Here is a 25,568-nt window from a genome sequence, read left to right as displayed (position 1 = left end):
AGATGTCGACTAAATTAATTATGATATATCTCTTAATTTAATGTTAAAAGTCTTATTTTGTATTGTGATATTCATCATATAATGTTTGTCACATAAAAAAAGAAACTGCTTAAATAGAGTGGTTTTTATTACTAACCAACTTTCAAAAAACGTATATAAACTATGATAGGTATACTTAATGTCATTTTTAGACATAAAGAAATAAACTACGAAACAGCAGAAATTCTGAAGTGTCAATGGAAAGTATTAAATAGAATTTTATCATTATCAGATAAAACAGAATTTGGAAAAAAATATGATTTGGGATCTATTGATTCAATTAAAGAGTATCAAAAACGTATTCCGATAATGCATTATGAAGACATTGCTCCTTTCTGGAATTTAGAGGCTTCTGGTGAAAAAAAAGTTATTTTTAATAGTTCTCCAGAATATTTTGTTGAGTCGTCTGGAACCACAGGAATCAAAAAGCTTATACCTGTGACTAAATATATGTTGAAGTCTATTCAGGCATGCAAAAATAGAATGTTAAGTGTAGCTATGAAAAAAGATAAAAGCTATAATTTTTTATCAAAAAAACATTTAATTATTTGTTCTCGAATTGAAACGGGAAAAACATCAGGCGGTATTCCTGTAGGGATGATTTCAGGTTTGATAGCTAGAAAAAAAACACCAAAATTTGTTCAATCTCTTTTAATTCCTTCTGAGGAAACAATAAATTGTATTAGCTTGAAAGAAAAGTTTTTAAGATATAAAGAAGAGGTTGTAGGTCACAAGTTTGGTACAATTGCTGGTATACCTGCTTCCGTAGTAGATTTACTAACTTATTTAAAAGACAATCTTTCAGAAGAAGAATATGCTTATTGTTTTGATGAAGTGAAAATTTTATTAACATCAGGTGTTAATTATCGTCCATATAAGAATAAACTGGAGGAATTATTGGGAAAAAACTTTTCTTTTATAGATTCTTATGTCAGTAGTGAAGGGTTCTATGGAGGTGAGGCGCAAGAGAATCCAGATGTATTTCAATTCTTTCCAAAATCAGTCTTTTTTGAATTTATTCCGATTGAGAATTACTGGAGTAGTGATTATAATACAAGACTTCTTTTAAGTGAGATTGAGGTTGATCAAAAGTATGCTATAGCTGTTACGACTGGAAATGGAACCTTTAGTTATATTTTAGGAGATGTTATAAAGGTGTGTTCAAAAAAACCACTTCGATTCACAATTGCAGGACGTACTTTATTGACACTAAATCTTGTTGCCGAAAAAACTTCAATTACACAAGTGGAAAACGCTATTACACAATTCAGTGAGCAGAAAGGAGTGATTATTAAGGAATTTTTCTTGGCAAAAAACTATGAAAGTAATAAGCCTTCATATTGTTGGTATTTTGAAGAAACTGATTTTTTTATGAATCTTGATGAGTCATCTAAAATAGAAATATGCAAAGCTCTTGATAAGTCGCTTTGCGAGGCAAACCCTCTTTATGACTATTTTTTAAATGAAGTTCAAACAATGGAAGCAAGTACAATTCATATTATTTCGAGTAGAGGTATAAATAATTGGTTTAAAAGAAAAAATAGTGATCCAATTCATAAGAAATTACCAAGAATTATTTTAAATAAAGAAGCTGTAAATACAATTGTGAAGAGCGATACAATTTTGGTTTAAATGAAGTTTTAAGAAAATTTGAAAAAGAGGTAAAATATTTTTAAATCATCTTTCTATTGGAATAAAATTACATTTGCATCAAAACTTTTCTCACTTATTGTTTGTAAAAAAAGTGTTGATAATTTGCTTTAAAAATTAAAAAGAGAAGAAATACACCTTCTAAAATATTTCTTCTCTTGAATAACATAAATTAACTAAAGATGAATTATCAACTTTTGATTAAATGTAAAATATATAAGGTGTTTCTTATTGTTTATTTAGTTGAGGTAGTGTTATCTGACGACGAATAATATGCAGCGTATGGGTGACTTGAGATACTATGAAAACTAATTTTTTTGTATGTGTAAAAATAGTTTATGATTTAAGTACTGATAATTAATTGAATTATATTTAATACTTTAAAAGAATTCACTTCTGAATTTTTTATGTTAAAAAGAAAGGAGCTTTAAGCTCCTTTCACTTTAAAATACGAATAAAAACCCTTCTAAAATTTAATCGCTTTTTAATTAATTCAGAATTATTAATTAGCTAATTCTAGCTAATGTCGTAATAAGAGTTTACTGTAGCCTTTTTAAAGAGTGAAAAGTATGAAGTTATAATTTCGGCTAACAAGTAAAACTTCTTTAACGACTTTACAAAGATGATAAAATAAAATAGTTGAGAAAATAGATAAAAGTACCATTTCGATAACAGTACTAACCATTAGGTTAGTGCACAAAAGTACTAGTCTATTTTGAAGCAATTGACCAAAACTAGGTTGTTAGAATAATTGAATTTTCGATTATTTTAAAATTCGAATAGTGTTTAAATACTTGAATATGATTTTTTTATTTAGTGTAGGGATATTTCTAAAGTATTAAAAACTTCCTTTTTTAAAAGTAATTACTAAGCCTAAGCATTATACACTTTTTTTAGGTTAAGCTAGCTGCTTGTCTAATAGTAATGGGATAACATTCCCTTTAAAGAGTCAAAGAACTTGATGTTTTTTTACTTCTCCTCTGGTGTGCATGATTTCAGAAACATGAGATGATGCCATTGAAATATCATATCATGTATCATGGCTGTATATAAATATTTATTGTATACATTTTGGATGACAGTAGAATTTTAACAAAAAGATTGTCCTATATCTTTTTCAATATTGAGATCTTGTGTGGCTAAGTCAAAACCAGAATCGATAATTCAGATAAAAATTTAGTGATTTTCTAAGATGTTTTTTTAGTCTATCTTCTTAGAATAAGGTAGTTTTTGTCGGTAATAAAAAGAGCTAGAAATTTATGTTTTCCATTTAATAATAATAGCCATTTATTTGATGGAAGTAATCTCTAATATCAGGAAAAGTAGATTCTTTGATTTCAAAGCTTGTGTATAGAGTACTAGCAATATTTTTTAAATAAATAAACTAAAAAACCACTTCGAAAAAAGTGAAGTGGTTTTAAAATTATTATCTGCGAATGATTTTTTACCTAACTGCAATAGGGTATCTTTCGCCTCTACTGTACACATAGCCAGAAGTTCTTGGAGCACCGCCTCTGGCATGCATGATACCTGCAACATGAGGAGCAGCCATAGAAGTACCACCTAATGTAGCATATCCGCCATTTAAGTATGTACTGTATACATCACTACCTGTTGCTATAAGGTCAACAGGGTTCATGTTATAGTTTGAGAACCAAGAAAAACTACGATTACAGGTCATTGAAGCAACAGTATATATTCTATTACCGTTTATACAGGCAGGCCCATATTTAGAAGCGTCATCAGAGGAGTTTCCAGCTGCTATAGCTACATAAGCTCCACTGTTTGCTAAGGTTGTCACTGCGCTCTTGTAAGGAGTTCTTGTTGAACAGTTAGATCCAGTATAACCTCCTAGGCTCAAATTAACAACATCTCCTGGTCTGGCATATCTTCCAACATAATTAATTCCTGCTAATATTGAAGAAACGCTTCCTATTCCATTACAGTTTAAAACTTTGATTGGAACAACACGAGCACCAGCAGAAACACCTACTACACCAAATCCATTATTCTTTGCAGCAGCTGTTCCAGCAACATGAGTACCATGACCATTACAATCGTCAGGGCTTCTGTCAATAAAAGATCTACCTAGGTTTACAGCTACGTTTAAATCAGGATGGTCTAGATCAATACCTGTATCAATGATCCATATTAATGATCTTTTTGAAGATCCGTCAGTAGAGCCTCCAGCATTATTAATTCCACAAGGCGTTGTTTGTCTCGCTCTTTGGCTAACATTAGCTTTGGTAATGTTTTCTATATCAACTTTAGGAAGTTCTATCTTTCTATCAAATTCAATATAGTCAACATTTTCATTTTTAGAGAGTTGTTTGTACTCCTTGTCATTAAGTTTAATAGCTACACCAGAGATTTCTGTGGTGTAATAATTTAAAACATTAGATTTATCAACGTTACTTTTATCAAGAATAGCGTTGATTTTTTTAATAACATTTTTTGAAACTTTTTCAATAGCTTCGGCTTTTGCATTTCTGCTTGAAAAATTTGATTTACTTTTTAATTTTAATGCAGGGGTAATTTTCGTTTCTTTAAAAACAACAATATACTGACCGGAAATAATATTGCTGTCGTTAATTACAGCAACAGGTTCAGTTTCTTGGATGTTTTCATTTGAACTTTCATTTTGACAAGAAGTCATAAATAGCGCCATTATTGAAGCGCAAAAAATGGGTCTTAATACATTTTTCATTTTTAGAAGGATTTTTAATTCCTTACAAAGATTATAAATTTTTTGAGACTAAAAACATGAATTGAGATCTTGACTTATTAGTAGTATTTTTGTTTTAATAATTTTCTGTTTGATTTTTTATAAAAATAATTTTAGTTAGTTTTCAGATAACTAGTATTTTATGTTTTATTTGATTTGCTCTTTTTAGCAGTGAAATCTGGTGTTGCAACAAGGTTGCTTTTAACTTTTGTTTATGAATATTTTAGCTTTTTTTTAAGTTAAATTTTAAGGTTTTCTGAGGTTTTTACCCTTTGTGATTGCTCAAATAAAACTAAAATATTAAAAAGATGATATTTTAAATTGTTTATGTACGAGTGTATTCAAAAACTATTGGACTGGTATTAGTCGATTAATTAACTCTATTAATTAATATGTTTTTCTACATTAGAATTGGATAGTGTTATTCACATATACAAAGTAAATATAAGTATACTTATAGTAACTTATAATGTTTTGATAAAATGAGTAGCATTATAAAAAATTAAAACTACCTTTTATAAAGATGGCTTTAATTTTTTGTTTGACGAAGTTTTTATCTGATAGCATTATGATCTCTCTCCTTTAATTAGTAGTAAATACTTTTATTTAAGTGTTTAATTTATGTAGGTGTTTTTTTGTTAGGTGTCAACCAAATGTGTCAATTTTTGTTTTTTCGAGATTTTCAAATTCATTGGGCAAGTTATCAGAAAAAATAAAGGGATAAACTTTTCTTCAATTAATTATGTAGGCTTTTTGATTTAATAAAAGCTTTGGAGTTTAAAATGATCTTGAATATTTTCTTTACCTCTTCATATGTAAATGATATTTATAGAACTTATAAACTGTTAGCCTCTTAGTTATTTTGATAATTCTCATTAATGTTATATTTGTAGCGGAAATATACACAATTGTGTATATCCGCTAGTTGTAGTGCATTGATGAAACCTAAACACATGAGAATAATATATTGCGATAGTGTATTCGATAATAAAATAATCGAGCCTGATTATGAAGAAGAAAAGAAATCTGCTATTAGAGCTGGATTTGACTTTTCTCTAATCAGTTTCGAAGAATTAACGGATGGTAATATTGCAACAGCTCTGAGGTTCGTAAAAGAAACTGAAAGCAAAGAATTTGGAATATATAGAGGATGGATGCTTACTCCAACTCAATATCAAAACTTATACGATGGTCTTCTAAAAAAGAATATCGAATTAATCAATTCTCCAACTGAGTATAAGCATTGTCACTACTTGCCTAACTCATACAACAAAATAGAATCGAAAACACCAAAATCCAATTGGACAAAAGAATTGAATGATGATTCTATATTTAAACTTACAGGAGAATTTGGAGACAGTTCAATAATCGTGAAAGACTTTGTGAAATCTGAAAAACATAATTGGGAAGAAGCTTGTTTCATTCCAAACGCATCCAATTCTGATAAAGTAAAATCTGTTGTTGACAAATTCATAGAATTGAGAGGAAATTCCTTAAATGAAGGATTAGTATTTAGACAATTCGAAGAACTCGAGTATTTAACCGAACATTCAAAAAGTGGAATGCCCTTAACCAAAGAGTTTAGAATCTTCTTTGCAAATAAGAAAATAGTTAAAGTATTTGACTATTGGGATGAAGGTGAATATGGAGAAACAAAACCTGAACTTGATGATTTTATCGAGATAGCACAACATATTGATAGCAATTTTTTCACAATGGACGTGGCTAAAAAGAAAGATGGAGATTGGATTATTATGGAACTTGGAGACGGACAAGTCGCAGGATTGCCTGATAATGCTAATAGAAACGAGTTTTACGAAAACCTAAAAGAAAACGCACTACAACAATTTGTATAGTTCATTTGCTCCCTTTGGGAAGCAAACGCACCATACAATAGACGTTGTACACAAGTAAAAAAACTGAAGTGATAAAAAGAATATTAATTAGAATTGCATATTTTGTTATCGGATTTGGAATCGCGGTTTATGCTGATTCATTTTTCCGTCAACTAATTCAAGGTTTATTTCAATGGACAACAAATAATGGTATTCAATTTGGAGGAAAGGACTTTTATCTTTTTGGGAATCCTATTTATTTCACAAGTTCCGGATTAGTGTTTCTGATATTTAGTATCGCCAATAAGAAAGAGAAAATCCAAAAAGTAGTGTTGAATGGAATAGTACTGATTATAATATTTGGAATACTATTAATTGGAATTAGTGCACTGAACGCAAATCTTAAAATAATTGAATGTACTGCTTGTGATAACGGAATTAGAAGATTAGGATATAACGAAATAAATTATGGAGTAATTTTAGCAACAAGCGCTCTATTATCTATAATTCCGAGTCTGATAATGATATTTAAAAACCGAAAAAAAGCCAGTGTACAACACAGTGTATAAAACATAGCTAATAAGTACCTAACCAAAAAGTTTGTGCTTATTTTCGAAGACCGCCAAATTTTTAAATTTGGCTTTTAAAATAGAAAAATTAAAAACAAAACATAAAAATTCGGCTCTGTATTTATCCGAAAAGTTAGTATCTTTTATACGCTACGTTTCATACACAAGACCGTTACTTGCAAGCCAAAAATGAAAAAATATATTTTAATGGCTTTAACACTTCTATTAATCTTTTGTTCTAAGAATAGTAAAAGACAAAATACTCAGTTAAATGCTAACATTAATATTGAAAAATTGAATTCAAAAAAATGGATTATAATACTTTTTTAAACAAACTAGATTCTATACTTTCAGGAGAATATAATTATACTTCTGAAGAAGAATATTTTAGAAGATTATTGTTTCAAGTTGAGATAAATAGTAACAAAAAAGTCACATCTCTCCTTTTATTGAATATTTTTAAAGAATCTCTTACTTCTTCGAAAGTTATTAATTTTAATAACGATTGGAATAATCTTAACGAGCCTGAACTTTTTCCAGATTTCAAAAGTATGTCTACCAAAGAGAATTTAGAGTTTACAAAAGAAACAATACGGTTTTTTATTGCTGACTTAAGAAGACTTGGAGATAAAGTGTTAAAAGACCCACATAGAGGATTGGGTGTAACATCTTCATCTGGTCGCAGATGGTATAATTACGATATCTCTACAATTTTTAATGGCTGGTATTCTTTTTATTATGATGTCGCAGAAATTGCTACTGAAATTGATAGTGAAACTGTATATTCATGGAGTGATATATCTGATATACTCATGTTTGGAAAGGGATATGAGTAATTTAACAACTTTCTAATATAAATATGTCAACAGATAACACGATATAATAAATAGGGCATTCGATGATTCGTGAAAAGTTGGTACTATTTACCAACACCTCCAAATTGTTAGATTACCCGTAAGAGAAGTAATTAAAAATTTGGCTTTTAAGAATGAATAAATTAAAAACAAAATACAACGTTTTGCCTCAGTGTAAACTTGATACTTTATCTGTATCTTGTTCTCTACTTGCTATATACTAAACGTTGCCTTTAATTTACTCAACCTGATGCGAATTAAATGAATAAAATAAGTTTACCTTACCATTTAATAATACCAAGTCTGATTTCAATTCTAGTTTTAGGAATAACTATTCTGAAAAGAGGAAAGTTATTCGTGAATGGAAAACGGAAATGGCTTTGGATAGGAATAACAGTTTTTTTCGTAATTTATCTTCTAATTGTTGGGGGAGCAACTTATTTTGATATTTCATCAAAGTTTATTTTACAAAAATTTGACTTGAATGAAGACGGATTTTTTAGCGGAAAAGAAATTACACCTGAACAGAAAGAAGCAATACGAAAAGTGATTTCAGATGCTGGAAGAAATTGTTCATTTATAATTGGTATTATATTCTCTAGTGTTATTGCTTTTTTTGTTTTTATTGGAGGAAAATTAATAGAATATAGAAACGTTAAAAGGATAAAAACTTCACACAATATCAATTAACTTTCGTTAAAGCATTGTTAATTAAATCGTTAAAAGTACACGCGCCAAAAAGCACCTTTTAAGGTGTTTTTTTATACCTAAAATTTAGCGAAATTGGTGATCAAAATATTACTAGATGTAAATATTTGTAAACGTTTAGTTTAATAAAAAAGTTCTTCTAAAGCCTATAAAAGCTACAAATAATTCCTTTTTTGGTTTGAGTTTTTATTTGTTTATTAATAGATTTAGAGTAGGGAATATGCGCAATTTTGTACATACGTTGGTTAGCTGTAATTAAAACCCAATCGTATAAATGGTTCACGATAGTTATTATTGGAGAAAGGAATTAATAAAGATTTCAAAAAGTTTAAAAAAGCGAATCCAGTATAAAAAAGAATGGAATGATTCAAAGTATGCGAAATTTTAGAAAGAAATTATGTTTGGATTTTATATAGTCCGAAAACTTTTAGAAGCAAATAAACTGACTAGCGATTTTAGCTCTTTGAAATTAGAATGCAAAGTTTACCCAAGTAAAGGAAAACCAATAACTCTAATGAATAATCATCGATTTAACGAAAACTACGATTTAGAAAACCCAACAATAGAAAAACGTGAATTAAGATTTTTCATTAATCAGTTTGTACATAGTTATATATTTTCCCCAATAATATCAGTTGTGGATAAAGATATCGAGACAAAAATAGACGATGGTAGTTTAATGGAAGATGAGATTATTGAAATTTATGATAATGCAGATAAAGAGTTGTTAGGAGTATTTTTCAACTCGGACAATAATAAATATGATTCCCTTTTTGAAATGCAAATTGGAACAATCCGAAAATTGTTTAAAAAAGTGGGGAAGTGTAACGTTACTCGAATAGAAATGAAATATGACGAACAAAAAGAGGATTATAAATCAGTTCGTTTTTGAGGAAAACAGAAAATATCTGAAGAAACAGAAGAATTGATTAAAAAAATAGAAAAAAAATAACTACCGCTAACAATTGTAACAGTTACAAACGCTTACAATTTTATAAAAATAGATATAAAAAACAAGCCCTTTTTGGGGCTTTTGTTTTTTTTGTGTTTACAATTCTTAAAACTAACAACAAATAAAAATACTTGTACACAAAACCTTTTAACCCTATTTGTCGCATAGGGATAACACTGAAGTCTAATTTGAAGATGTTAAAAGCTATGAAATGTAAAAATAAATCTGTTAAAATTGTTCGTGTGTTCTTATTAAAAAATTGCAACTCAAAGAAATTTGAGTCATTTAACCCATGTTAAAAAATATTAGATTAATAGTTTAAACTCTTTGAAAATTAGTGTGTTTGGGTTTAGTTTTGTTGAAAAATGAATTAACATTTTAAACTTAACGGGAAATGAAATATAGGTTTTGGAGTTTTATTTTTTAACTCATGCACAGATAACATAGAAGAAATAGAGAACAGTAATGAAATATAAACAACAGTTCATCGGCAAAGATGGTCTCGAAATCTCTGGTGATGGGGGGAGTAAAAAATAGTTTGAAATTTACAGTAGGTGCGATTATAATCCTATTTGTTATCGCGTCCTATCTACATATTGTTTGATGGTACTCTTTTAAATGAGTTAAAGCAAAAGAAACGGTGTAATATTAAATATACTGTAGAAGTTTCCGAGAAAGATAAGAAGTATAAATTAAGTTTCTTGAATTTTGATGTAAAGTCAAAAGATAACAGTCTTTTTGTTCTAAATACATTTAATTAATCAAAAAGTGCCAAGGGATTCGGATATTTATATGAATAGTTTAAAATAGATTTACTTTTAGTATTAGAGATTTTTTTGAACTTTGATAGCTCTGATATTTTGAATTCAGGAGGAGTTAGATTTGCATGCTTAGCTGCTTTCGTATAGAAAATTTCTTTAGAAGGATGTTCGTCAGCACAACCATTAATAATTTCACCCCAACATTTTTTTTGAATGATTGCACAGATTAAACCTATACAGTCATCTTGATGAATAATATTAACAGGAGCTTTTCCGTTAGAAACTTCTTTTTTGTTTGCCAAGAATTTCCCTGGAATCCTATCATAACCAACAAGCCCTGATAGCCTTAAGATTGTTAAGTTTTGTTTTAGTTTTGATTTTAAAAGTTCTTCAACAGCTAAAATAGCTTTTCCAGAATCTTTTTCAGGCTTAGTTTCAATAGATTCAGTTACCCAGTCGTTTGTATCTTGGTAAACAGAAGTCGAACTGATAAAAATAACTTTCTGAGAGGGGGTAATGTGCGGTAAGATGTCTTTAATTTGTTCCTGATAGATGCTTTTAATATTGGGAATTCTTTTAGGAGGGAAATTGATAATAATAATTTGACTTCCCGAAAGAAATTTTTGGTATTGCTCTCTTTTATTATCACCAAGTTTAAATAAATAGGGTTTGATACCCGCCTCAATTAAAATAGGTTTTTTAGTTTGTGTGGTGCTTGAGCCCTTTACAATAAATTTTTTTGAAATTAAACGTTTAGCCAAAGGTAGTCCAAGCCATCCACAACCTAAAACACTAATTTGCTGATTTTGCATAAATATCAAAGTTTTATTTAAATAGTAAGATCCATCATGATGTTTACAATTTTGAATAAATTTAGAAAAGTAAACGAATAGTTTATTAAATACTATTACGGCGAATATAACAAATAGATAAATTGTAAATAGTATTCTTTTTTAAAAAACGAAATTTCTATAAAGAGACCTATTTGTTTTTTAAATTGTGATTTCAATAATAAATAATACTTTGAAATTCATTCTTTCGTTTTAAAATAAAAGGGTTGAATAGGTATAATGAATGTTTTAATTTTTTGTTTTTTAGTGTTTTAATTTTATTTATTACCCAATAGACCTTAGTGTATAGGTGTTAATGGGGTGTTGATTTATAGTAGTATTTTTATTTTGCTTATAAGTTTCTTTATTTTAGGTTTTTGTAGTGTTTTTATGTCTAAAAAAATCACTTGATATTACGTTTTTATTGTTTTGTTGTGGGTGTCCGTAAGTATTTTAAAAAAATATTATTTCCTTTGAGTAACAACAAACCAAACAGTTAAAAAAAAAACTAACCAAATGAAAAAAAAATTACTCTTAACTGATTTTAAACCAATCCAATTAGGTACTTTACATGACCAAAATCTTTTAAATCAATATCACAAATCTCTTTTTTATAAAGTAACTAAAAAGCCTGTTGGTACTCTTGTAACTCAGGAAGCTGAAGGGGAAGCAAAAAGTCATTACGATTACGTGAGTAATCAGATAGATAGATACTCCATCGGAAAAGACATGATAAATAAAAGGCAACTTTTGATGCATGAACAAATTAAAAACTTCATTAGTAACGAAATGGAGGTGTCTACTTTAGAAGAGTATCAATTTCCTGAGATGTTTAAAAATATTTCTCATGAAAACAAAGGAGCAAAGTTAGATGACCGTATGGAATGGTTTAAAAATGAAATGCAACATGTTTTTGATATTTTTTATAATAACGAACAAGAAGCTCCCGAAAATCTAATACATGTAACATGTTCAGGATATTCATCACCAAGTGTTGCTCAAATCGCAATGAGTCAAAGAAATTGGCTCAATAGTACAGTAACACATAGTTATCAAATGGGGTGTTATGGAGCTTTCCCCGCAATTCGAACAGCGAATGCTTTGTTAACAACAAGTGAAGACAATGGAAGAATTGATATTATACATACAGAACTTTTGTCAGCACATATAAATTTAACAGAGTTTTCATCCTCAAATAGTTTGATTAGTTCGCTTTTTGCAGATGGTTTTATAGGCTATTCTTTATATGAAGAAAATAAATTTAGAAAAATAAAACCCAATGCTTCCGCTTTAAAAATATTAGCTTTTCATGAAGTCATGATAGAGAGTTCTTTAGAAGATATGTCATGGGATTTGGGAGCACATAATTTCCTTATGACCTTGTCAAGGAAGGTGCCGGTTTTTATAAGAAATAATATAAAGCAGTTTCTCTCAGATTTATGTAGCAAAGTAGGAGTTGATTTAGAAAAAGAGAAGTATAACTTACTTTTTGCAATCCATCCTGGAGGCCCTAAAATAATTGATTATATAATTAAAGAAATGGAGCTTTTTGAAGATCAGGCTAAATGGTCAATAAATGTTCTTAGAAGGCAAGGAAATATGTCTTCAGCTACCATACCTCACGTTTTCAATGATATGCTTAATGATGACAGTATTAAAAAAGGAACAAAGATAGTTTCAATGGCCTTCGGACCAGGTTTAACGGCAACTTCTATGTTGGTAGAGAAAGTTTAAAAGAAGAAAAACTAGAAGTAATAATGAATTTTGATATCGTAATTGCAGGATGTGGCCCTACTGGGGCCACGTTTGCTAACTACTTTGGGAATTTTGGACTCAAGGTTTTAGTTTTTGATAAAGAGAAAGATATAATCGACTATCCCAGAGCTGTTCATATTGATGAAGATGTAATAAGAGTTTTTCAAGAGTTAGGATTGTACGAGGAAATGAAAAAAGATGCGATAAAACCGTTTCAAAATTATGTGCTTGCGGATGAACAAGGAAAGACACTTTTTAAATTTAGTCCTAATAGTAGTATCTCGCATGAAATTCCTAGTTGTAATTGGATACTTCAACCGGAAATCGAAAAATACCTGCGCAAGGGATTTGCAAAATATAAAAACGTTAGTTTTTTTGAAAATACAGAGTTGATAGATGTTTCTCAAACAGCTGATTCCGTTAAGATATTGATAAGAAAGAATTCTGAAGAGAAGATTTGCATTACAAGTAAGTTTCTTATTGGTTGTGATGGAGGAAAAAGCTTTATTCGAAAGAAAATAGGTGTTTCAAATCATGACTTTGGATTTAAGAAAAGTTGGATGGTCTTGGATACAGAGTATCATGGAAATGAAAAATTTTCTGAAGATCATAAACAGTTTTGTAATCCCAAGCAACCTGTAACTTATGTAAATGGAGTCGGAAACCATTTCAGATGGGAATTCATGATAAATCCAAAGCATAATGTATCTGATGAAAGTAAAGTTTTTCAAAATGTTTTACCATATTTAAACAAAGACTATCCTCTAGAAGATTTTAAAATAATTAGGAAGAAAATATATACGTTTCATACGCTGGTAGCAAATAGATGGAGAGTAAAAAACATTTTCTTAGCAGGAGACGCAGCACATCAAATGCCTCCTTTTCTAGGTCAAGGGATGTGCTCAGGAATTAAAGATGCTAAAAATCTTTCCTGGAAATTAGCGTTAGCTTGCCAAAATAGATCACAAGAGACAAATGAATTGTTAGACAGTTATTATAATGAAAGAGTACCTCAGGTGAATATGATTATAAAAATAGCTGCTATAATGGGAGGGGTAATACAGTACGGAAATCCTATTCTTTACCACTTACGAAATATTTTATTAAAAATTATTAATGTTTTACCAAGTAGCCCAATAGATAGATTGATAGAAAAGTACCTTTACTCTTTAGCTAAAACTAAATCGTTTAATCATAAATATCTTACCGGTCGAAGATTTCCCCAGCCTTTAGTTCATACAAATAACAAAACCTGTTTTTTTGATTGTTTGATAGCAAAAAGCTGGGTTGTAGTTTATAGAAATATTGAAATTCCTGAAAATTTTTCTGTCTTTTTGAAAAAAATAGAAATAGTCAGGAGTCGCCCATTTAGCGATCAAATCGTATCTGAAGATCTCGAAATATGGATGGATAAAAATAAAATTGATTTTGTTATTTTGAGACCAGATAAATTTATTTTCCATGCTGGAAAAAAAGGACAAGAATTTCAGATTCTCCCTCATACAGTAGAGTACCTTACAAGGCTATACCAGAATTAGTCTATTTTAGCAGTTTAGAAAAGCCTCATTTACAAATGAGGCTTTTTGGTTTAAATGTGTTAAAAACCTACTTTTAATACATTAAAATGTAGATAGTTAATTTGTAGACTATGGGTAGTATTGTTGATTGATAATAAGGTCATTGTGGAATTTACAGATTAAAAGAATAATATATATTTGTATCTTTGTATTGTTTATGAGATATATATTTACTAAAATAACTTCTGTATCCATGGCGTTGATAGTGCTTTTTTCAACGGTATGGCTTACATATGATCTTCATTTTTGTGGAGATGTTTTGGTAGATGTAGCATTATTTGCAAAGGCAGATTCTTGTGGAATGGATAAAATTTCGGAAGTTAAGAGTTCTGATAACTGTTCTATACAAAAAAAAGGATGTTGTTCGGATAAAAAAGTAATTGTTGAAGGACAAAATGAATTAAAGCAGTCTTTTGATTATTTATCTTTTGAGGAACAAGCTTTTATAGCTTCATATATTTATTCTTATCTAAACTTATTTCAGGATTTACATGATAAAGTAATTCCTTTTAAAAATTATTCTCCTCCGAATGTCATACAAGACATTCAATTACTTGATGAGGTTTTTCTAATATGATTTCTTAAATAATAGTCAATTGGTTTCTAGTATTGTTACTATGAAGTTCTTATACGTGTATTTACACGAATTGTTTATTGTTTAAATCATATAAGTATGCTAAAGAAAAGCATTAAATTTTTAATAGAAAATAAATTGGTAGCTCTATTACTACTCCTTTTATTAATAGGTTGGGGAGTAATAAATGCGCCATTCAAATGGGATACTGGATTTTTACCAACAAATCCAGTGGCAGTTGATGCTATTCCAGACATAGGAGAAAATCAACAGATTGTCTTTACGAAATGGGAAGGACATTCACCTCAAGACATCGAAGATCAAGTTACGTATCCATTAACCACATCCTTACTTGGGATTCCAGGAGTAAAAACGATTCGTAGCTCGTCAATGTTTGGATTTTCTAGTATCTATATCATTTTTGAAGAGAATATTGAATTTTATTGGAGTCGATCTCGAATTTTGGAAAAGCTAAATTCTTTGCCCTCGGGATTGTTACCAGATGGAATGAATCCGACTTTAGGGCCAGATGCCACTGGATTAGGACAGATATTCTGGTATACCTTAGAAGGGAGGGATGAAGAAGGGAATGTAACAGGAGGTTGGGATTTACATGAGTTAAGAAGTATTCAAGATTATTATGTAAAATATGCCTTATCGTCTTCTAGTGGAGTCTCGGAAGTGGCTTCAATTGGAGGATATGTTCAAGAATATCAAATAGACGTTAATCCTGAGTTGATGCGTCAATATAATATCAGTTTACAACAAGTTGTAAAAGCGGTTAAAGAAAGTAACGAAGATATCGGAGCTCAAACTACGGAAATTAACAATGCTGAATATCTAGTAAGAGGATTAGGATATATAAAATCCATAGCTGATATAGAAAGTGCTGTCGTTACTTCAGAAAGTTTTACTTCCATTCGCATTAAAGATATTGCGAAAGTAACTCTGGGAGCAAAGACTCGACGAGGAATTTTAGATAAGGAAGGAGCAGAAGTTGTGGGTGGAGTAGTTGTGGCTAGATATGGAGCGAACCCTCTAGAGGTAATTTCAAAAGTAAAAGATAAAATCAATGAGATTGCTCATGGGTTACCAACTAAGAAACTAAAAGATGGAAGGACTTCTCAATTAACCATTGTCCCTTTCTATGATAGAACTGAATTAATAGAGGAGACCTTGTCTACCTTAAACGAAGCACTAACGTTGGAAGTGTTGATCACTATTTTGGTAATTATTGTTATGGTATTCAATTTGCGTGCTTCCATCTTAATTTCGGGGTTACTACCAGTTTCTGTATTGATGGTTTTTATAGGAATGAAAGCCTTTGGAGTAGAAGCAAATATTGTAGCACTATCGGGAATAGCTATTGCTATTGGTACAATGGTAGACGTTGGTGTTATATTATGTGAAAATATTATTCGTCATTTAGAGCAATATTCCAACAAACTATCAACAAATACGATAGTTTATAATGCAACAACTGAGGTTTCAGGAGCAATTATCACGGCTGTAATGACAACTGTGATTAGTTTTATACCTGTTTTTACAATGATTGGAGCAGAAGGTAAATTGTTTCGTCCGTTGGCCTTTACAAAAACATTTGCGCTAATAGCAGCAATAATTGTTGCTTTGTTTTTAATACCTCCATTTGCAGCATCGATTTTCAAAACGCGTAAAACAACAAATAAAATAAAGTATACCTTAAATGTATTATTAATTTTAGTAGGAATCTTCGGATTGTTTTATGGAAATTGGTTTGCTTTTATATTAATTGGATTCGGAGTAAGCTCGATACTTGTGTCGCAAAATAAAATTGGTTCAGTACTTGGAGAGAGAGTAAATATCGTATTAACGATTTTAGTTATTGTTGGTTTGCTTGCTGAGCATTGGCAACCACTTGGAGTTGAAAGAAGTATGTTTTTAAACGTTCTTTTTGTTGGTGGTATTTGTTTTGGGATATTAGGAGTTTTTAGTTTATTCCAAAAGTATTACGCCACTATTCTAAATTGGGCTTTAGAAAATAAAGTATTGTTTTTATCAATTCCATTAACGGTATTAATATGTGGAATCTTAATTTTTAGAAATACAGGAAAAGAATTTATGCCTTCCTTAAATGAAGGATCCTTTTTACTAATGCCTACATCGATGCCTCATTCAGGTGTTGAGGAAAATAAAAGAGTATTACAGCAATTGGATATGGCGGTTGCGAGCATTCCTGAAATAAAAACGGTGGTAGGAAAAGCAGGAAGAACAGAATCTGCTTTAGATCCTGCTCCAATGTCTATGTATGAGAATGTTATTCTTTATAAGCCTGAATATATTTTAAATGAAGATGGAAAACGTCAACGTTTTAAGATAGATGAGGAAGGGAATTATCTTACGAAAATTGGTAGTGTGGTTGTAAATCCTAATGTTAAGAAAGGAAAAATTCAAGATGTTTTATTCTCTGAAATTAATTCTGGAGACCTAATTAAAGATGAAGGTGGTGAGTTTTATAGAAATTGGCGACCTAACATAAAATCACCTGATGATATTTGGAATGAAATTGTAAAGGTAACCAAGCTTCCAGGAGTAACATCCGCTCCTAAATTACAGCCCATTGAAACACGCTTGGTAATGCTTCAAACTGGTATGAGAGCACCAATGGGAATTAAAGTAAAGGGACAAGATTTAAAGCAAATTGAGTCTTTAGGGATCGCTTTGGAATCTGTATTAAAGGAAGTTGAAGGTGTTAAGAAAGAAGCTGTTTTTGCAGATAGAATTGTTGGAAAGCCCTATTTATTGATTGATATTGACCGCGAGAAAATTGCACGATATGGAATTTCTATTCAGTCGGTTCAAGAAGTTTTAAAAGTAGCAGTTGGAGGAATCCAGTTAACTCAAACTGTAGAAGGAAGAGAGCGTTATGGAATAAGAGTGCGATATCCAAGAGAACTTCGTTCGAGTCCAACGGATCTGCAAAATATTTACATTCCAATTTCTAAAGAGAGTTCGATACCACTTAGCGAAGTTGCAGAGATTCGCTATGAGCAAGGTCCGCAAGTAATAAAAAGTGAGGATACTTTCTTAATCGGATATGTACTTTTCGATAAAAAAGAAAACTATGCGGAAGTTAATGTTGTTGAAGAAGCTCAAAAAGTTATCCAATCCAAGATTAATTCTGGTGAACTAATAGTTCCTAAGGGTGTATCTTATCAGTTTACAGGAACTTATGAAAATCAACTTAGAGCGGAGAAAACATTGTCGTTCGTGGTTCCGTTGGCTTTAATAATCATCTTTTTGATTTTGTATTTTCAGTTTAGGTCGGTAAGTACTTCGTTAATGGTATTTACTGGAATAGCGGTTGCTTTTGCGGGAGGTTTTATCATGATATGGTTATATGGACAAGATTGGTTCTTAAACTTTAGCATCTTTGGAAAGAACTTAAGAGTACTCTTTCAAATGCATCCTATTAATTTGAGTGTCGCTGTTTGGGTTGGATTTATTGCGCTGTTTGGAATAGCCACCGATGATGGAGTTGTAATGGCCACATATTTGAAACAATCTTTTGAGAAAAAGCAACCTCAAAATATTCAAGCAATCAGAAGAGCGGCTTTAGATGCTGGGAACAAGAGAATTCGTGCTTGCCTTATGACAACGGCAACTACGGTTTTGGCCTTATTACCTGTATTAACATCAACTGGTAGGGGAAGTGACATTATGATTCCGATGGCGATTCCTAGTTTTGGTGGAATGATTATAGATATTACTTCTTATTTTATTGTTCCAGTATTATATAGTTGGAAGGAAGAGTGGATTTTTAGAAATAAAGAGAAAAACAAAAGCACAAGATTATGAAGATAGGAATGATTAAATGGATACTGTTTAGTCTGTGTTTAGTGGTAACAGTAAAAATACAAGGGCAGGAGTTGCACGTATTTATAAAAGAAGCCTTAGAAAACAATCCAAAGATAAAACAGTTCGAAAAGCAATATGAGCGTATTATTGAACGAAAAGAAGAGGTAAATACATTACCAAATACTGAAATTGGTGCTGGTGTATTTGTGAGTACTCCTGAAACCAGAACTGGAGCGCAGCTGTTCAAAGTATCTGCAAAACAAATGTTGCCTTGGTTTGGAACAATTACAGCCAGAGAGAATTATATCGAAAGTTTATCAGATACAAATTATCAAGAGTTGGCTGTAGCTAAACGAAAGCTAGTGAATTCGGTTACAAAATTATATTACAAGCTATTTGGCAATCAAGCAAAACAAAGAGTACTTGAGGAGAATAAGAAATTATTCAAAACTTATGAGCAGTTGGCACTAAACTCATTGGAAGTGGATAAGGCTTCTGCAGTAGATGTATTGAAATTACAAATTCGTCAGAATGAAATAGTACAACAGATAGAAATATTACAAGAGGAGTTCAAAGGACAACAAGCTTCTTTCAATAAAATGTTGAATAAAAGTGTAGATATAGCTATAGAGCTACCTGAGAAAATTCAACTATTAGATGAAGCGGAGGTTATTAATATCGAAAATTTAAAGATTCACCCAGAATTAGTCAAATATGATAAGTTGTATCAATCGGTAATTCAATCGGAGTTGCTGAATCAAAAAGAAGAAAAGCCATCCATAGGTTTTGGTATAGATTATATAAATGTAGAAGAGCGTCCCGATATGGATTTTCCCGATAACGGAAAGGATATCATAATGCCAATGGTGTCATTGTCCATTTCTTTGTTTAATAAAAAGAACAAATCAGTAAGTAAGCAGAACAAATTAAAACAAGAAGAAATCAGTTTTCAGAAACAAGAACGATATAATGTTTTGGAAGCTTCACTGAAAAGAGCAGTAGCAAAACAGAAAGTAGCAGTTATTTCATATCGAACCAATACAAGAAATTTAAATCAAGCAAAAAATGCTGAACAAATCTTATTGAAAAGTTATGAAACAGGAACAATAGATTTTAATGATATACTAGATATTCAAGAGTTACAATTAAGGTTTCAAATGGATAGGATAACCTCAGTCGTCAATTATTACGAAGAAAGAAGTTTAATTAATTATTTAATTAAGTAAAAAGGATGAGATCAACATGTTTACATGTGGCGATTGATAATAATAAAAAATAGACAGATGAAAAAATATTTAATATATGTAGGCCTCGTAATGTTAGGATTGGTTCTTGGAAAGTTCTTTTTTTCTGGATCGTTCGATAATACAGATACTCACAATCATAACGAAGAAGTGATGAGTACATCCGAGTTTTGGACTTGCTCGATGCACCCTCAGGTTAGACAGACAGAGCTAGGTGACTGCCCAATTTGTGGTATGGATTTAATTCCTGCTGAAGTTGGAGATGATGGTTTGTCGGCGAATCAGTTTAAAATGACGAAAAATGCATTGGCTTTAGCCAACGTTCAAACAACAGTAGTTGGAACTGATAAAAGTGAAAATACAGGACTAACACTTTCTGGAAAAATAGTAGAGAATGAAGAGTTGAATACTGTTCAGGCGAGTTTTTTCTCTGGAAGAATAGAAAGTCTAAAAGTAAGTTTTACAGGAGAAAGAGTTTCTAAAGGACAGTTGCTGGCAACAATTTATGCCCCTGATTTGATTAAGGCACAACAAGAGTTATTGACTGCGGCTTCATTGAAAGAAACACAACCAGCTTTGTATAAAGCGGTAAGAAATAAATTGAAACTTTGGAAGCTTTCGGAGAATCAAATCAATCAAATTGAAATTTCTAAAAAGGTGAGAGAGAATTTCCCCATTTATGCGACAGTTTCAGGAACAGTGTTGGAAAAAATGGTGAATGTAGGTGATTATGTCAAGCAAGGGCAAGGATTATTAAAAATGGCAAATTTAAATTCTGTTTGGGCCAGTTTTGATGTGTACGAAAATCAGATAAGAATGTTCAAAGTTGGACAAACAATAAAGATAAAGTCCAATGCATATCTAGGAGAAATCTTTAAAGCTAAGGTTATTTTTATAGATCCGATGGTCAATCCAACAACTAGGGTTGTAAAATTGCGAGCAACTATTGCTAATAGAGAACAAAAGTTTAAGCCAGGAATGTTCGTTACTGGAGAAGTTGAAAACTTAAAACCTAATAAAGATACAAACATTTTGATTCCTGCCTCAGCTGTTTTGTGGACTGGAAAAAGATCAGTTATTTATATAAAATTAAAAAATGGCGATCCAGTTTTCGAAATGAAGGAAGTGATTCTTGGAGCTAAGAATGGTGATAAATACATAATTTTAAAAGGGGTTTCTTCGGGAGATGAAATCGTGACAAACGGAGTGTTTACTGTTGATGCATCAGCACAGTTACAAGGAAAGAAATCAATGATGAATCATGAAAAATCAATTAAAGAATCATTTGAAGTGTCCATTGATTTTAAAAAACAATTACAGGAAGTTTATAATTCTTATATAAGAATTAAAGACCATTTAGTTGAAACAGATAAAGTGAAAACAAAGAAAGAATCGACTATGTTTAATTTGAGATTGAATGAAGTAGATATGGAGCTATTGAAAAATGATCGAGCTCTTGAAGAATGGATGACACTGGAGAAGATTTTGGAGTTGAGTAGTTTAAAGATGGAAACATTGGAAACGATAGAAGAACAAAGGAATCAATTTAGAGTATTATCGAATCATTTAATTATGGTAGTTGAACTTTTTGGTATAGAAGAAACAGCTTATAAGCAATATTGTCCTATGGCAAATAGTGATAAAGGAGCGTATTGGTTAAGTAAAGAAGAAAAAATATCGAATCCATATTTTGGCGATAAAATGCTGAAATGTGGAGAAGTAAAACAAGTAATAAATCATCATACAAATTAATAAATAATGCGAAATATAGTAATTAGTATTGCCTTAGTGGCTGTCATAGGATTGGTAAGTTGTAAAAACCAAGGAAAAAAAGAAACAACAGTAGTCGATCAACAAGAAATAGCAATGAGTGAAGCATCATTTGGAGTTAGAGGTAATTGTGATATGTGTAAAAGTACTATTGAAAAAGCAGCTAACGGTGTTGAAGGTGTTTCTAATGCGAATTGGGATAAACATAAAAAGGAGATTCGTGTAACTTTTAATGATAAGAAAACTAATATTGATGAGGTTCACAAAGCAATTGCTGCATCAGGATATGATACGGACAAAGTAGCAGGAAGTACTGATTCTTATCAAGATTTACCTAGTTGTTGCCAATATGATCATGATATGGACATGAGTGTAAAAAAATAAATTATTTATGATTCACTTTTTAAATTGGAGTTTATTTTTTAAATAAATATAAAATAAACAGAAGTATTTCTTTTTATGAAATACTTCTGCTAAAAAACTAACCAAACTTCTAAAAATGAATAAACAATATTTAAAAATCTATTTAAATTTACAATTAATAGAAGTCCAATTTTTAGTTCTTAGTTAAGAAGTGTTATTTTTACGATTAGTGTATTTGTTCTTAACGATTAATGTACAATTTTATATATTTTTTATCTGAATAGGCTTGTAGTTCATTGTTTTACTGATTTATCGATAAGATTAAATCAATATAGGCGTTTTTTAGACGAAGGGACTACTTGTTTTTGTGAAGAGAGAAATAGTATTTCATTCTGAATATTAAAGACATGTACCAAGGAGCATACGTATAGCTTATGTCTTCTTGATTATTTTTTTTGATTATAATTTTAGCTATTTTTTTAGTTACCCACTTATATATATTAGAGTTTGGTTTTCTGATAGATTGTTTTACAAGTACTAAGTTTTGTTTTTTCATACCAAGGGATGTAATAATATTTTTAAATATTAAGAGATAACCTAGCTTGAAATATTACTTTATATTAAAAACCGATCAGCCAGCCTAAATTTATCTTATCAAAAGGCTACTTATAAGTATTTTAGATAGAATGGTCCTAAAAATAGATGAAGAGATAACTTATTGCGTTAGATGCTCAATAAATTAATAAAACAAAACCTCAAAGAAACGTACCTTGAGGTTTTACTTAGAAGGGTTTTTCGAATTACTTGATAGTTTTACAACCAAATAACTCACCAAATATATAGTAGTTCTTATTGTTAGACAATAAGTGTAAACCCTGAATAACAACTAATGGTTAACCCTTATGTTTAGGTGTTTTTTATAGGGGTTAATTACTGAGATATTTACCATTAAACAATGTGTTTTTTTTGTTAAAATATTGACTTATATTGTTTTAGGTTTTTTGTGGGGAGTTAATGAGGTGAAGAATTATTTCATGACGCTATTTTATTTTAGACAAGTAAAGTTAATAACAACAGTAATATTGAGAAATAAGGTAGAATAAAGATACTTAGTTAGTAGCTGAGAATTATTAATAAAAAAAGAATCTATAGATTTATAGATTCTTTTACTAACCAAACTTAGAAACACCATAAATATGATATTCAATAATATAAGCCAAAATAAATTAAATGATACTCTTTATTTTTAAAAAAAATATAAATTACTAAAAATCAAGTCTAAAACGACGTGGAATTTAATCTTACAAAGATCATTCTTTATCTAAAATTAATACTGAAAACGAATGTGATGTATTAAAATAGTTAGATAGTATGTATCAAACGATTAATAGTTATTTTTTTAGGATCGAAAGAAGGGGTATTTAAGATAATTTATACTTCGCTATTACCTAAATGTTAAAATATTAGCTTTAAAAAAAGATACTGTGGTGCAAATAACTTCAAGATTTTTTAAAGATGTTATCTAACTTAAAACTAATGCTTTTAGTCGTTATAAACTCTTACTTGATCTAAAGATTTAAGTAAGAAGATTAGTTGTTCAATACTTTAATATTTTAAAGTTTAATTTTGAAGAGTAACAACATTAAGGAGAGAAGTTTTTAACTTCTTTTCTTTTTTTAGCCAAATAATAAATAATGTATAATAAGTTTTAGAAGCACCACTCAAAAAGGACTTATAATCTACTTATTGGAGTACTTTATCTACAGATTCAAATCGCGTTAAAGTTATGTAGGGTGCATATTACGTTTAAATTGTCTAAATTTAAACACAATATTTTGCCCTAAAATTTTATGAACCAAAGTTTTTTAAAGAAAATTGGAAAGCTAGAGGCGTTTGAAATTAAAAATACTAGCACGGTGCTATGTTTAATAGCTCCTGGATTGTATTTATATTCGCTACTAATATCTTATTTTAATCCTAATGCGATAGAAGTAGAATATGGAAGAGAATTTTTTTCTTTACTTTTCCTCATATTAGGGATACTGCCAAAAATTAAAAATAAGAGAATATTTGAATCATACGGACTATTAGTTTTCATATCAATATTTTCTTTCCAACATTATTTAACTTACACAGTTGCTCTTAATCAGTTTTCTTTAGATTATCTTTTAGGTTCTTACATTGTTATGTTTGGAGGTATTTTAATGTTAAGTAATAGGTGGTTAATTATTTTATTCAGTTCTTTTCAGTTATTTCATATGACTTATCAAGTAATAAGTAATGATATCGATGTTGTTATGGAAGGGGCTGTCTTAGTTTCAATTACAACTATTTTTATCTTTTCATTTATTATTCTTAATGGAGCTATGCATCATAGAAAAAGTCTTGAACAAATGAATTCGCAGTTAGAATATAAAATAAAACAAAGAACTATTGATTTAGAGAAAAGAGCAAAAGAGCTATCTCAACGAAATAAAGATTTGGAAGAGTTTGCGTATGTTGTATCTCATGATTTGAAACGACCTTTACGTAATATTCATACAATGGCAGAATGGGTTACATCCAAGGAATTACTGGAAGAAAATTCTGTAAAAGAAGGTTCTGAAATGTATAAAAATTTATTTATCATTAAAGAACAGGTAGTACAAATGGATATGCTTATTAATGGTATATTAAATTATTCATTACAAATGGAGAGGGAACGAGAGAGAAAAAAAGTAAACCTCGAAGCTCTTGTGAAGAGAATAATAATGGTAAATAGCTCTGATAAATGTACAATTAAAATAAAAAATAAACTTCCTGACGTTTATTTTAACGAGTCTCAATTATTACAAGTTTTCCAAAATCTTATTCAAAATGCAATTAAGCATAATGATAAGAATCATATTTCTATTGTTATTGATGTTAAAGAGAATTATAAAAAATATGTGTTTTCAATATCTGATAATGGACCAGGTATAGATAAAAAGTATCACAAAAAAATTTTTAAGTTATTCCAAAAACTAGAATTAAAACTTCACATGGACTCTGTAGGTATAGGACTGGCTCTAGTAAAAAAAATAATAGAGAGAAATGGAGGGGGAATTTGGTTAGATAGTAAAAAAGGAAAAGGAACAACTTTCTTTTTTGAAATAGAAAAACTAAATCAAATTGCGGTTTGTTAAATAAATAATGATTTTATACATCTATCCCTAATTCCTAAAATAAATAATTAGCTATTGATTTTTATAGTTTAAGTAATTGGTGTTAAGCTGTTTTTTTGTTTGGTTTAAAAAAAGGTTAAAAAAAGTCTTGTTAGAATAAAAAATGGTTGTATGTTTGCAACCGCTAACGTGAAAACGCATAGTAAAAGAGTTAGCAAGTTCATTGATTTAGCGTGTTGTTTTAGAGTTATAAAGAGGGTAGGATAATTAGTAATTATTTACTTTTTTTTAGTTTGTTTGAGGTTTTAATTTGACTTCGGCTGTTCTGAAAAAAAACTAAAAAAAACTTTCAAAAATGTTTGTTATTTTTAAAAAAGTTTTT

The 25,568-nt window shown here is 30.0% G+C and carries 17 protein-coding genes; 14 read left to right on the top strand and 3 right to left on the bottom strand.

Annotation, left to right across the window (positions count from 1 at the left end):
* Positions 1 to 162: 162 nt before the first annotated feature.
* Positions 163 to 1,671 (top strand): GH3 family acyl-acid amido synthetase, encoded by a 1,509-nt coding sequence (locus AC2GW8_RS05040; protein WP_440881692.1) that lies wholly within the window; start codon positions 163 to 165, stop codon positions 1,669 to 1,671.
* Positions 1,672 to 3,133: 1,462 nt separating this feature from the next.
* On the opposite strand, the gene AC2GW8_RS05035 is transcribed toward AC2GW8_RS05040, so the two are convergent.
* A complete protein-coding gene (locus AC2GW8_RS05035; RefSeq protein ID WP_440881691.1) occupies positions 3,134 to 4,396 on the bottom strand; it encodes a S8 family serine peptidase in 1,263 nt (420 codons plus the stop codon).
* 971 nt (positions 4,397 to 5,367) lie between these two features.
* On the opposite strand from AC2GW8_RS05035, the gene AC2GW8_RS05030 reads away from it, so the two are divergent.
* The 5 genes from AC2GW8_RS05030 (at position 5,368) to AC2GW8_RS05010 (ending at position 9,272) form a co-directional block, all read left to right on the top strand.
* Complete coding sequence (locus AC2GW8_RS05030; protein WP_440881690.1) at positions 5,368 to 6,270, top strand: ATP-grasp domain-containing protein; 903 nt, start codon at positions 5,368 to 5,370, stop codon at positions 6,268 to 6,270.
* A 68-nt stretch (positions 6,271 to 6,338) separates the two neighbouring features.
* Positions 6,339 to 6,818: a hypothetical protein gene (locus tag AC2GW8_RS05025; protein ID WP_440881689.1), complete on the top strand. Its 480-nt coding sequence runs from the start codon at positions 6,339 to 6,341 to the stop codon at positions 6,816 to 6,818.
* 308 nt (positions 6,819 to 7,126) lie between these two features.
* Positions 7,127 to 7,654 carry a hypothetical protein gene (locus AC2GW8_RS05020; protein WP_440881688.1) on the top strand — a complete coding sequence of 176 codons (528 nt, stop codon included), beginning with the start codon at positions 7,127 to 7,129 and terminating at the stop codon, positions 7,652 to 7,654.
* Between the two features lie 279 nt (positions 7,655 to 7,933).
* Positions 7,934 to 8,362 carry a hypothetical protein gene (locus AC2GW8_RS05015; protein WP_440881687.1) on the top strand — a complete coding sequence of 143 codons (429 nt, stop codon included), beginning with the start codon at positions 7,934 to 7,936 and terminating at the stop codon, positions 8,360 to 8,362.
* A 415-nt stretch (positions 8,363 to 8,777) separates the two neighbouring features.
* Positions 8,778 to 9,272, top strand: a complete 495-nt coding sequence (locus AC2GW8_RS05010; RefSeq protein WP_440881686.1) for a hypothetical protein — start codon at positions 8,778 to 8,780, stop codon at positions 9,270 to 9,272.
* An 817-nt stretch (positions 9,273 to 10,089) separates the two neighbouring features.
* Here AC2GW8_RS05010 and AC2GW8_RS05005 read toward each other — a convergent pair.
* The gene (locus AC2GW8_RS05005) at positions 10,090 to 10,905 is read right to left on the bottom strand and encodes an NAD(P)-binding domain-containing protein (RefSeq protein ID WP_440881685.1); all 816 of its coding nucleotides are present in this window, start codon (positions 10,903 to 10,905) and stop codon (positions 10,090 to 10,092) included.
* A gap of 534 nt (positions 10,906 to 11,439) precedes the next feature.
* Here AC2GW8_RS05005 and AC2GW8_RS05000 point away from each other — a divergent pair.
* The 7 genes from AC2GW8_RS05000 to AC2GW8_RS04970 all read left to right on the top strand — a co-directional run bounded on the left by AC2GW8_RS05000 (position 11,440) and on the right by AC2GW8_RS04970 (position 22,064).
* Complete coding sequence (locus AC2GW8_RS05000; protein ID WP_440881684.1) at positions 11,440 to 12,657, top strand: 3-oxoacyl-[acyl-carrier-protein] synthase III C-terminal domain-containing protein; 1,218 nt, start codon at positions 11,440 to 11,442, stop codon at positions 12,655 to 12,657.
* Between the two features lie 23 nt (positions 12,658 to 12,680).
* On the top strand, positions 12,681 to 14,216 hold the full coding sequence (locus AC2GW8_RS04995; RefSeq protein ID WP_440881683.1) for a bifunctional 3-(3-hydroxy-phenyl)propionate/3-hydroxycinnamic acid hydroxylase: 1,536 nt from the start codon (positions 12,681 to 12,683) through the stop codon (positions 14,214 to 14,216).
* Between the two features lie 196 nt (positions 14,217 to 14,412).
* The gene (locus AC2GW8_RS04990; protein WP_440881682.1) at positions 14,413 to 14,832 is read left to right on the top strand and encodes an HYC_CC_PP family protein; all 420 of its coding nucleotides are present in this window, start codon (positions 14,413 to 14,415) and stop codon (positions 14,830 to 14,832) included.
* 96 nt (positions 14,833 to 14,928) lie between these two features.
* Positions 14,929 to 18,666, top strand: a complete 3,738-nt coding sequence (locus AC2GW8_RS04985) for an efflux RND transporter permease subunit (RefSeq protein WP_440881681.1) — start codon at positions 14,929 to 14,931, stop codon at positions 18,664 to 18,666.
* Complete coding sequence (locus AC2GW8_RS04980; RefSeq protein ID WP_440881680.1) at positions 18,663 to 19,892, top strand: TolC family protein; 1,230 nt, start codon at positions 18,663 to 18,665, stop codon at positions 19,890 to 19,892. The genes AC2GW8_RS04985 and AC2GW8_RS04980 overlap by 4 nt, the downstream gene beginning before the upstream one ends.
* 57 nt (positions 19,893 to 19,949) lie before the next feature.
* Entirely contained in the window at positions 19,950 to 21,662 is a 1,713-nt protein-coding gene (locus AC2GW8_RS04975) for an efflux RND transporter periplasmic adaptor subunit (RefSeq protein WP_440881679.1), read from the top strand.
* 6 nt (positions 21,663 to 21,668) lie between these two features.
* On the top strand, positions 21,669 to 22,064 hold the full coding sequence (locus AC2GW8_RS04970) for a heavy-metal-associated domain-containing protein (RefSeq protein ID WP_440881678.1): 396 nt from the start codon (positions 21,669 to 21,671) through the stop codon (positions 22,062 to 22,064).
* Positions 22,065 to 22,398: 334 nt separating this feature from the next.
* Here the strand turns inward: AC2GW8_RS04970 and AC2GW8_RS04965 are convergent, their stop codons facing one another.
* Complete coding sequence (locus tag AC2GW8_RS04965; RefSeq protein WP_440881677.1) at positions 22,399 to 22,599, bottom strand: hypothetical protein; 201 nt, start codon at positions 22,597 to 22,599, stop codon at positions 22,399 to 22,401.
* A 1,294-nt stretch (positions 22,600 to 23,893) separates the two neighbouring features.
* Between AC2GW8_RS04965 and AC2GW8_RS04960 the strand changes: the two genes are divergently transcribed.
* Positions 23,894 to 25,207 carry a sensor histidine kinase gene (locus AC2GW8_RS04960; protein WP_440881676.1) on the top strand — a complete coding sequence of 438 codons (1,314 nt, stop codon included), beginning with the start codon at positions 23,894 to 23,896 and terminating at the stop codon, positions 25,205 to 25,207.
* Positions 25,208 to 25,568: the final 361 nt, after the last annotated feature.

Source organism: Tenacibaculum profundi, assembly GCF_057162725.1.
Note: the sequence above shows the minus strand (reverse complement) of the source record. Positions and strands in the feature narration are given on the sequence as shown.

What these genes read in the sequence shown, in the direction of transcription:
- AC2GW8_RS05010 (WP_440881686.1), top strand. Translation starts at nt 8,778, where the DNA reads ATGTTTGGATTTTATATAGTCCGAAAACTTTTAGAAGCAAATAAACTG.
- AC2GW8_RS04960 (WP_440881676.1), top strand. Translation starts at nt 23,894, where the DNA reads ATGAACCAAAGTTTTTTAAAGAAAATTGGAAAGCTAGAGGCGTTTGAA.
- AC2GW8_RS05020 (WP_440881688.1), top strand. Translation starts at nt 7,127, where the DNA reads ATGGATTATAATACTTTTTTAAACAAACTAGATTCTATACTTTCAGGA.
- AC2GW8_RS04990 (WP_440881682.1), top strand. Translation starts at nt 14,413, where the DNA reads ATGAGATATATATTTACTAAAATAACTTCTGTATCCATGGCGTTGATA.
- AC2GW8_RS05035 (WP_440881691.1), bottom strand. Translation starts at nt 4,396, where the DNA reads ATGAAAAATGTATTAAGACCCATTTTTTGCGCTTCAATAATGGCGCTA.
- AC2GW8_RS05030 (WP_440881690.1), top strand. Translation starts at nt 5,368, where the DNA reads ATGAGAATAATATATTGCGATAGTGTATTCGATAATAAAATAATCGAG.
- AC2GW8_RS04975 (WP_440881679.1), top strand. Translation starts at nt 19,950, where the DNA reads ATGAAAAAATATTTAATATATGTAGGCCTCGTAATGTTAGGATTGGTT.
- AC2GW8_RS05015 (WP_440881687.1), top strand. Translation starts at nt 7,934, where the DNA reads ATGAATAAAATAAGTTTACCTTACCATTTAATAATACCAAGTCTGATT.
- AC2GW8_RS04995 (WP_440881683.1), top strand. Translation starts at nt 12,681, where the DNA reads ATGAATTTTGATATCGTAATTGCAGGATGTGGCCCTACTGGGGCCACG.
- AC2GW8_RS05000 (WP_440881684.1), top strand. Translation starts at nt 11,440, where the DNA reads ATGAAAAAAAAATTACTCTTAACTGATTTTAAACCAATCCAATTAGGT.
- AC2GW8_RS05040 (WP_440881692.1), top strand. Translation starts at nt 163, where the DNA reads ATGATAGGTATACTTAATGTCATTTTTAGACATAAAGAAATAAACTAC.
- AC2GW8_RS04985 (WP_440881681.1), top strand. Translation starts at nt 14,929, where the DNA reads ATGCTAAAGAAAAGCATTAAATTTTTAATAGAAAATAAATTGGTAGCT.
- AC2GW8_RS04965 (WP_440881677.1), bottom strand. Translation starts at nt 22,599, where the DNA reads ATGAAAAAACAAAACTTAGTACTTGTAAAACAATCTATCAGAAAACCA.
- AC2GW8_RS04980 (WP_440881680.1), top strand. Translation starts at nt 18,663, where the DNA reads ATGAAGATAGGAATGATTAAATGGATACTGTTTAGTCTGTGTTTAGTG.
- AC2GW8_RS04970 (WP_440881678.1), top strand. Translation starts at nt 21,669, where the DNA reads ATGCGAAATATAGTAATTAGTATTGCCTTAGTGGCTGTCATAGGATTG.
- AC2GW8_RS05005 (WP_440881685.1), bottom strand. Translation starts at nt 10,905, where the DNA reads ATGCAAAATCAGCAAATTAGTGTTTTAGGTTGTGGATGGCTTGGACTA.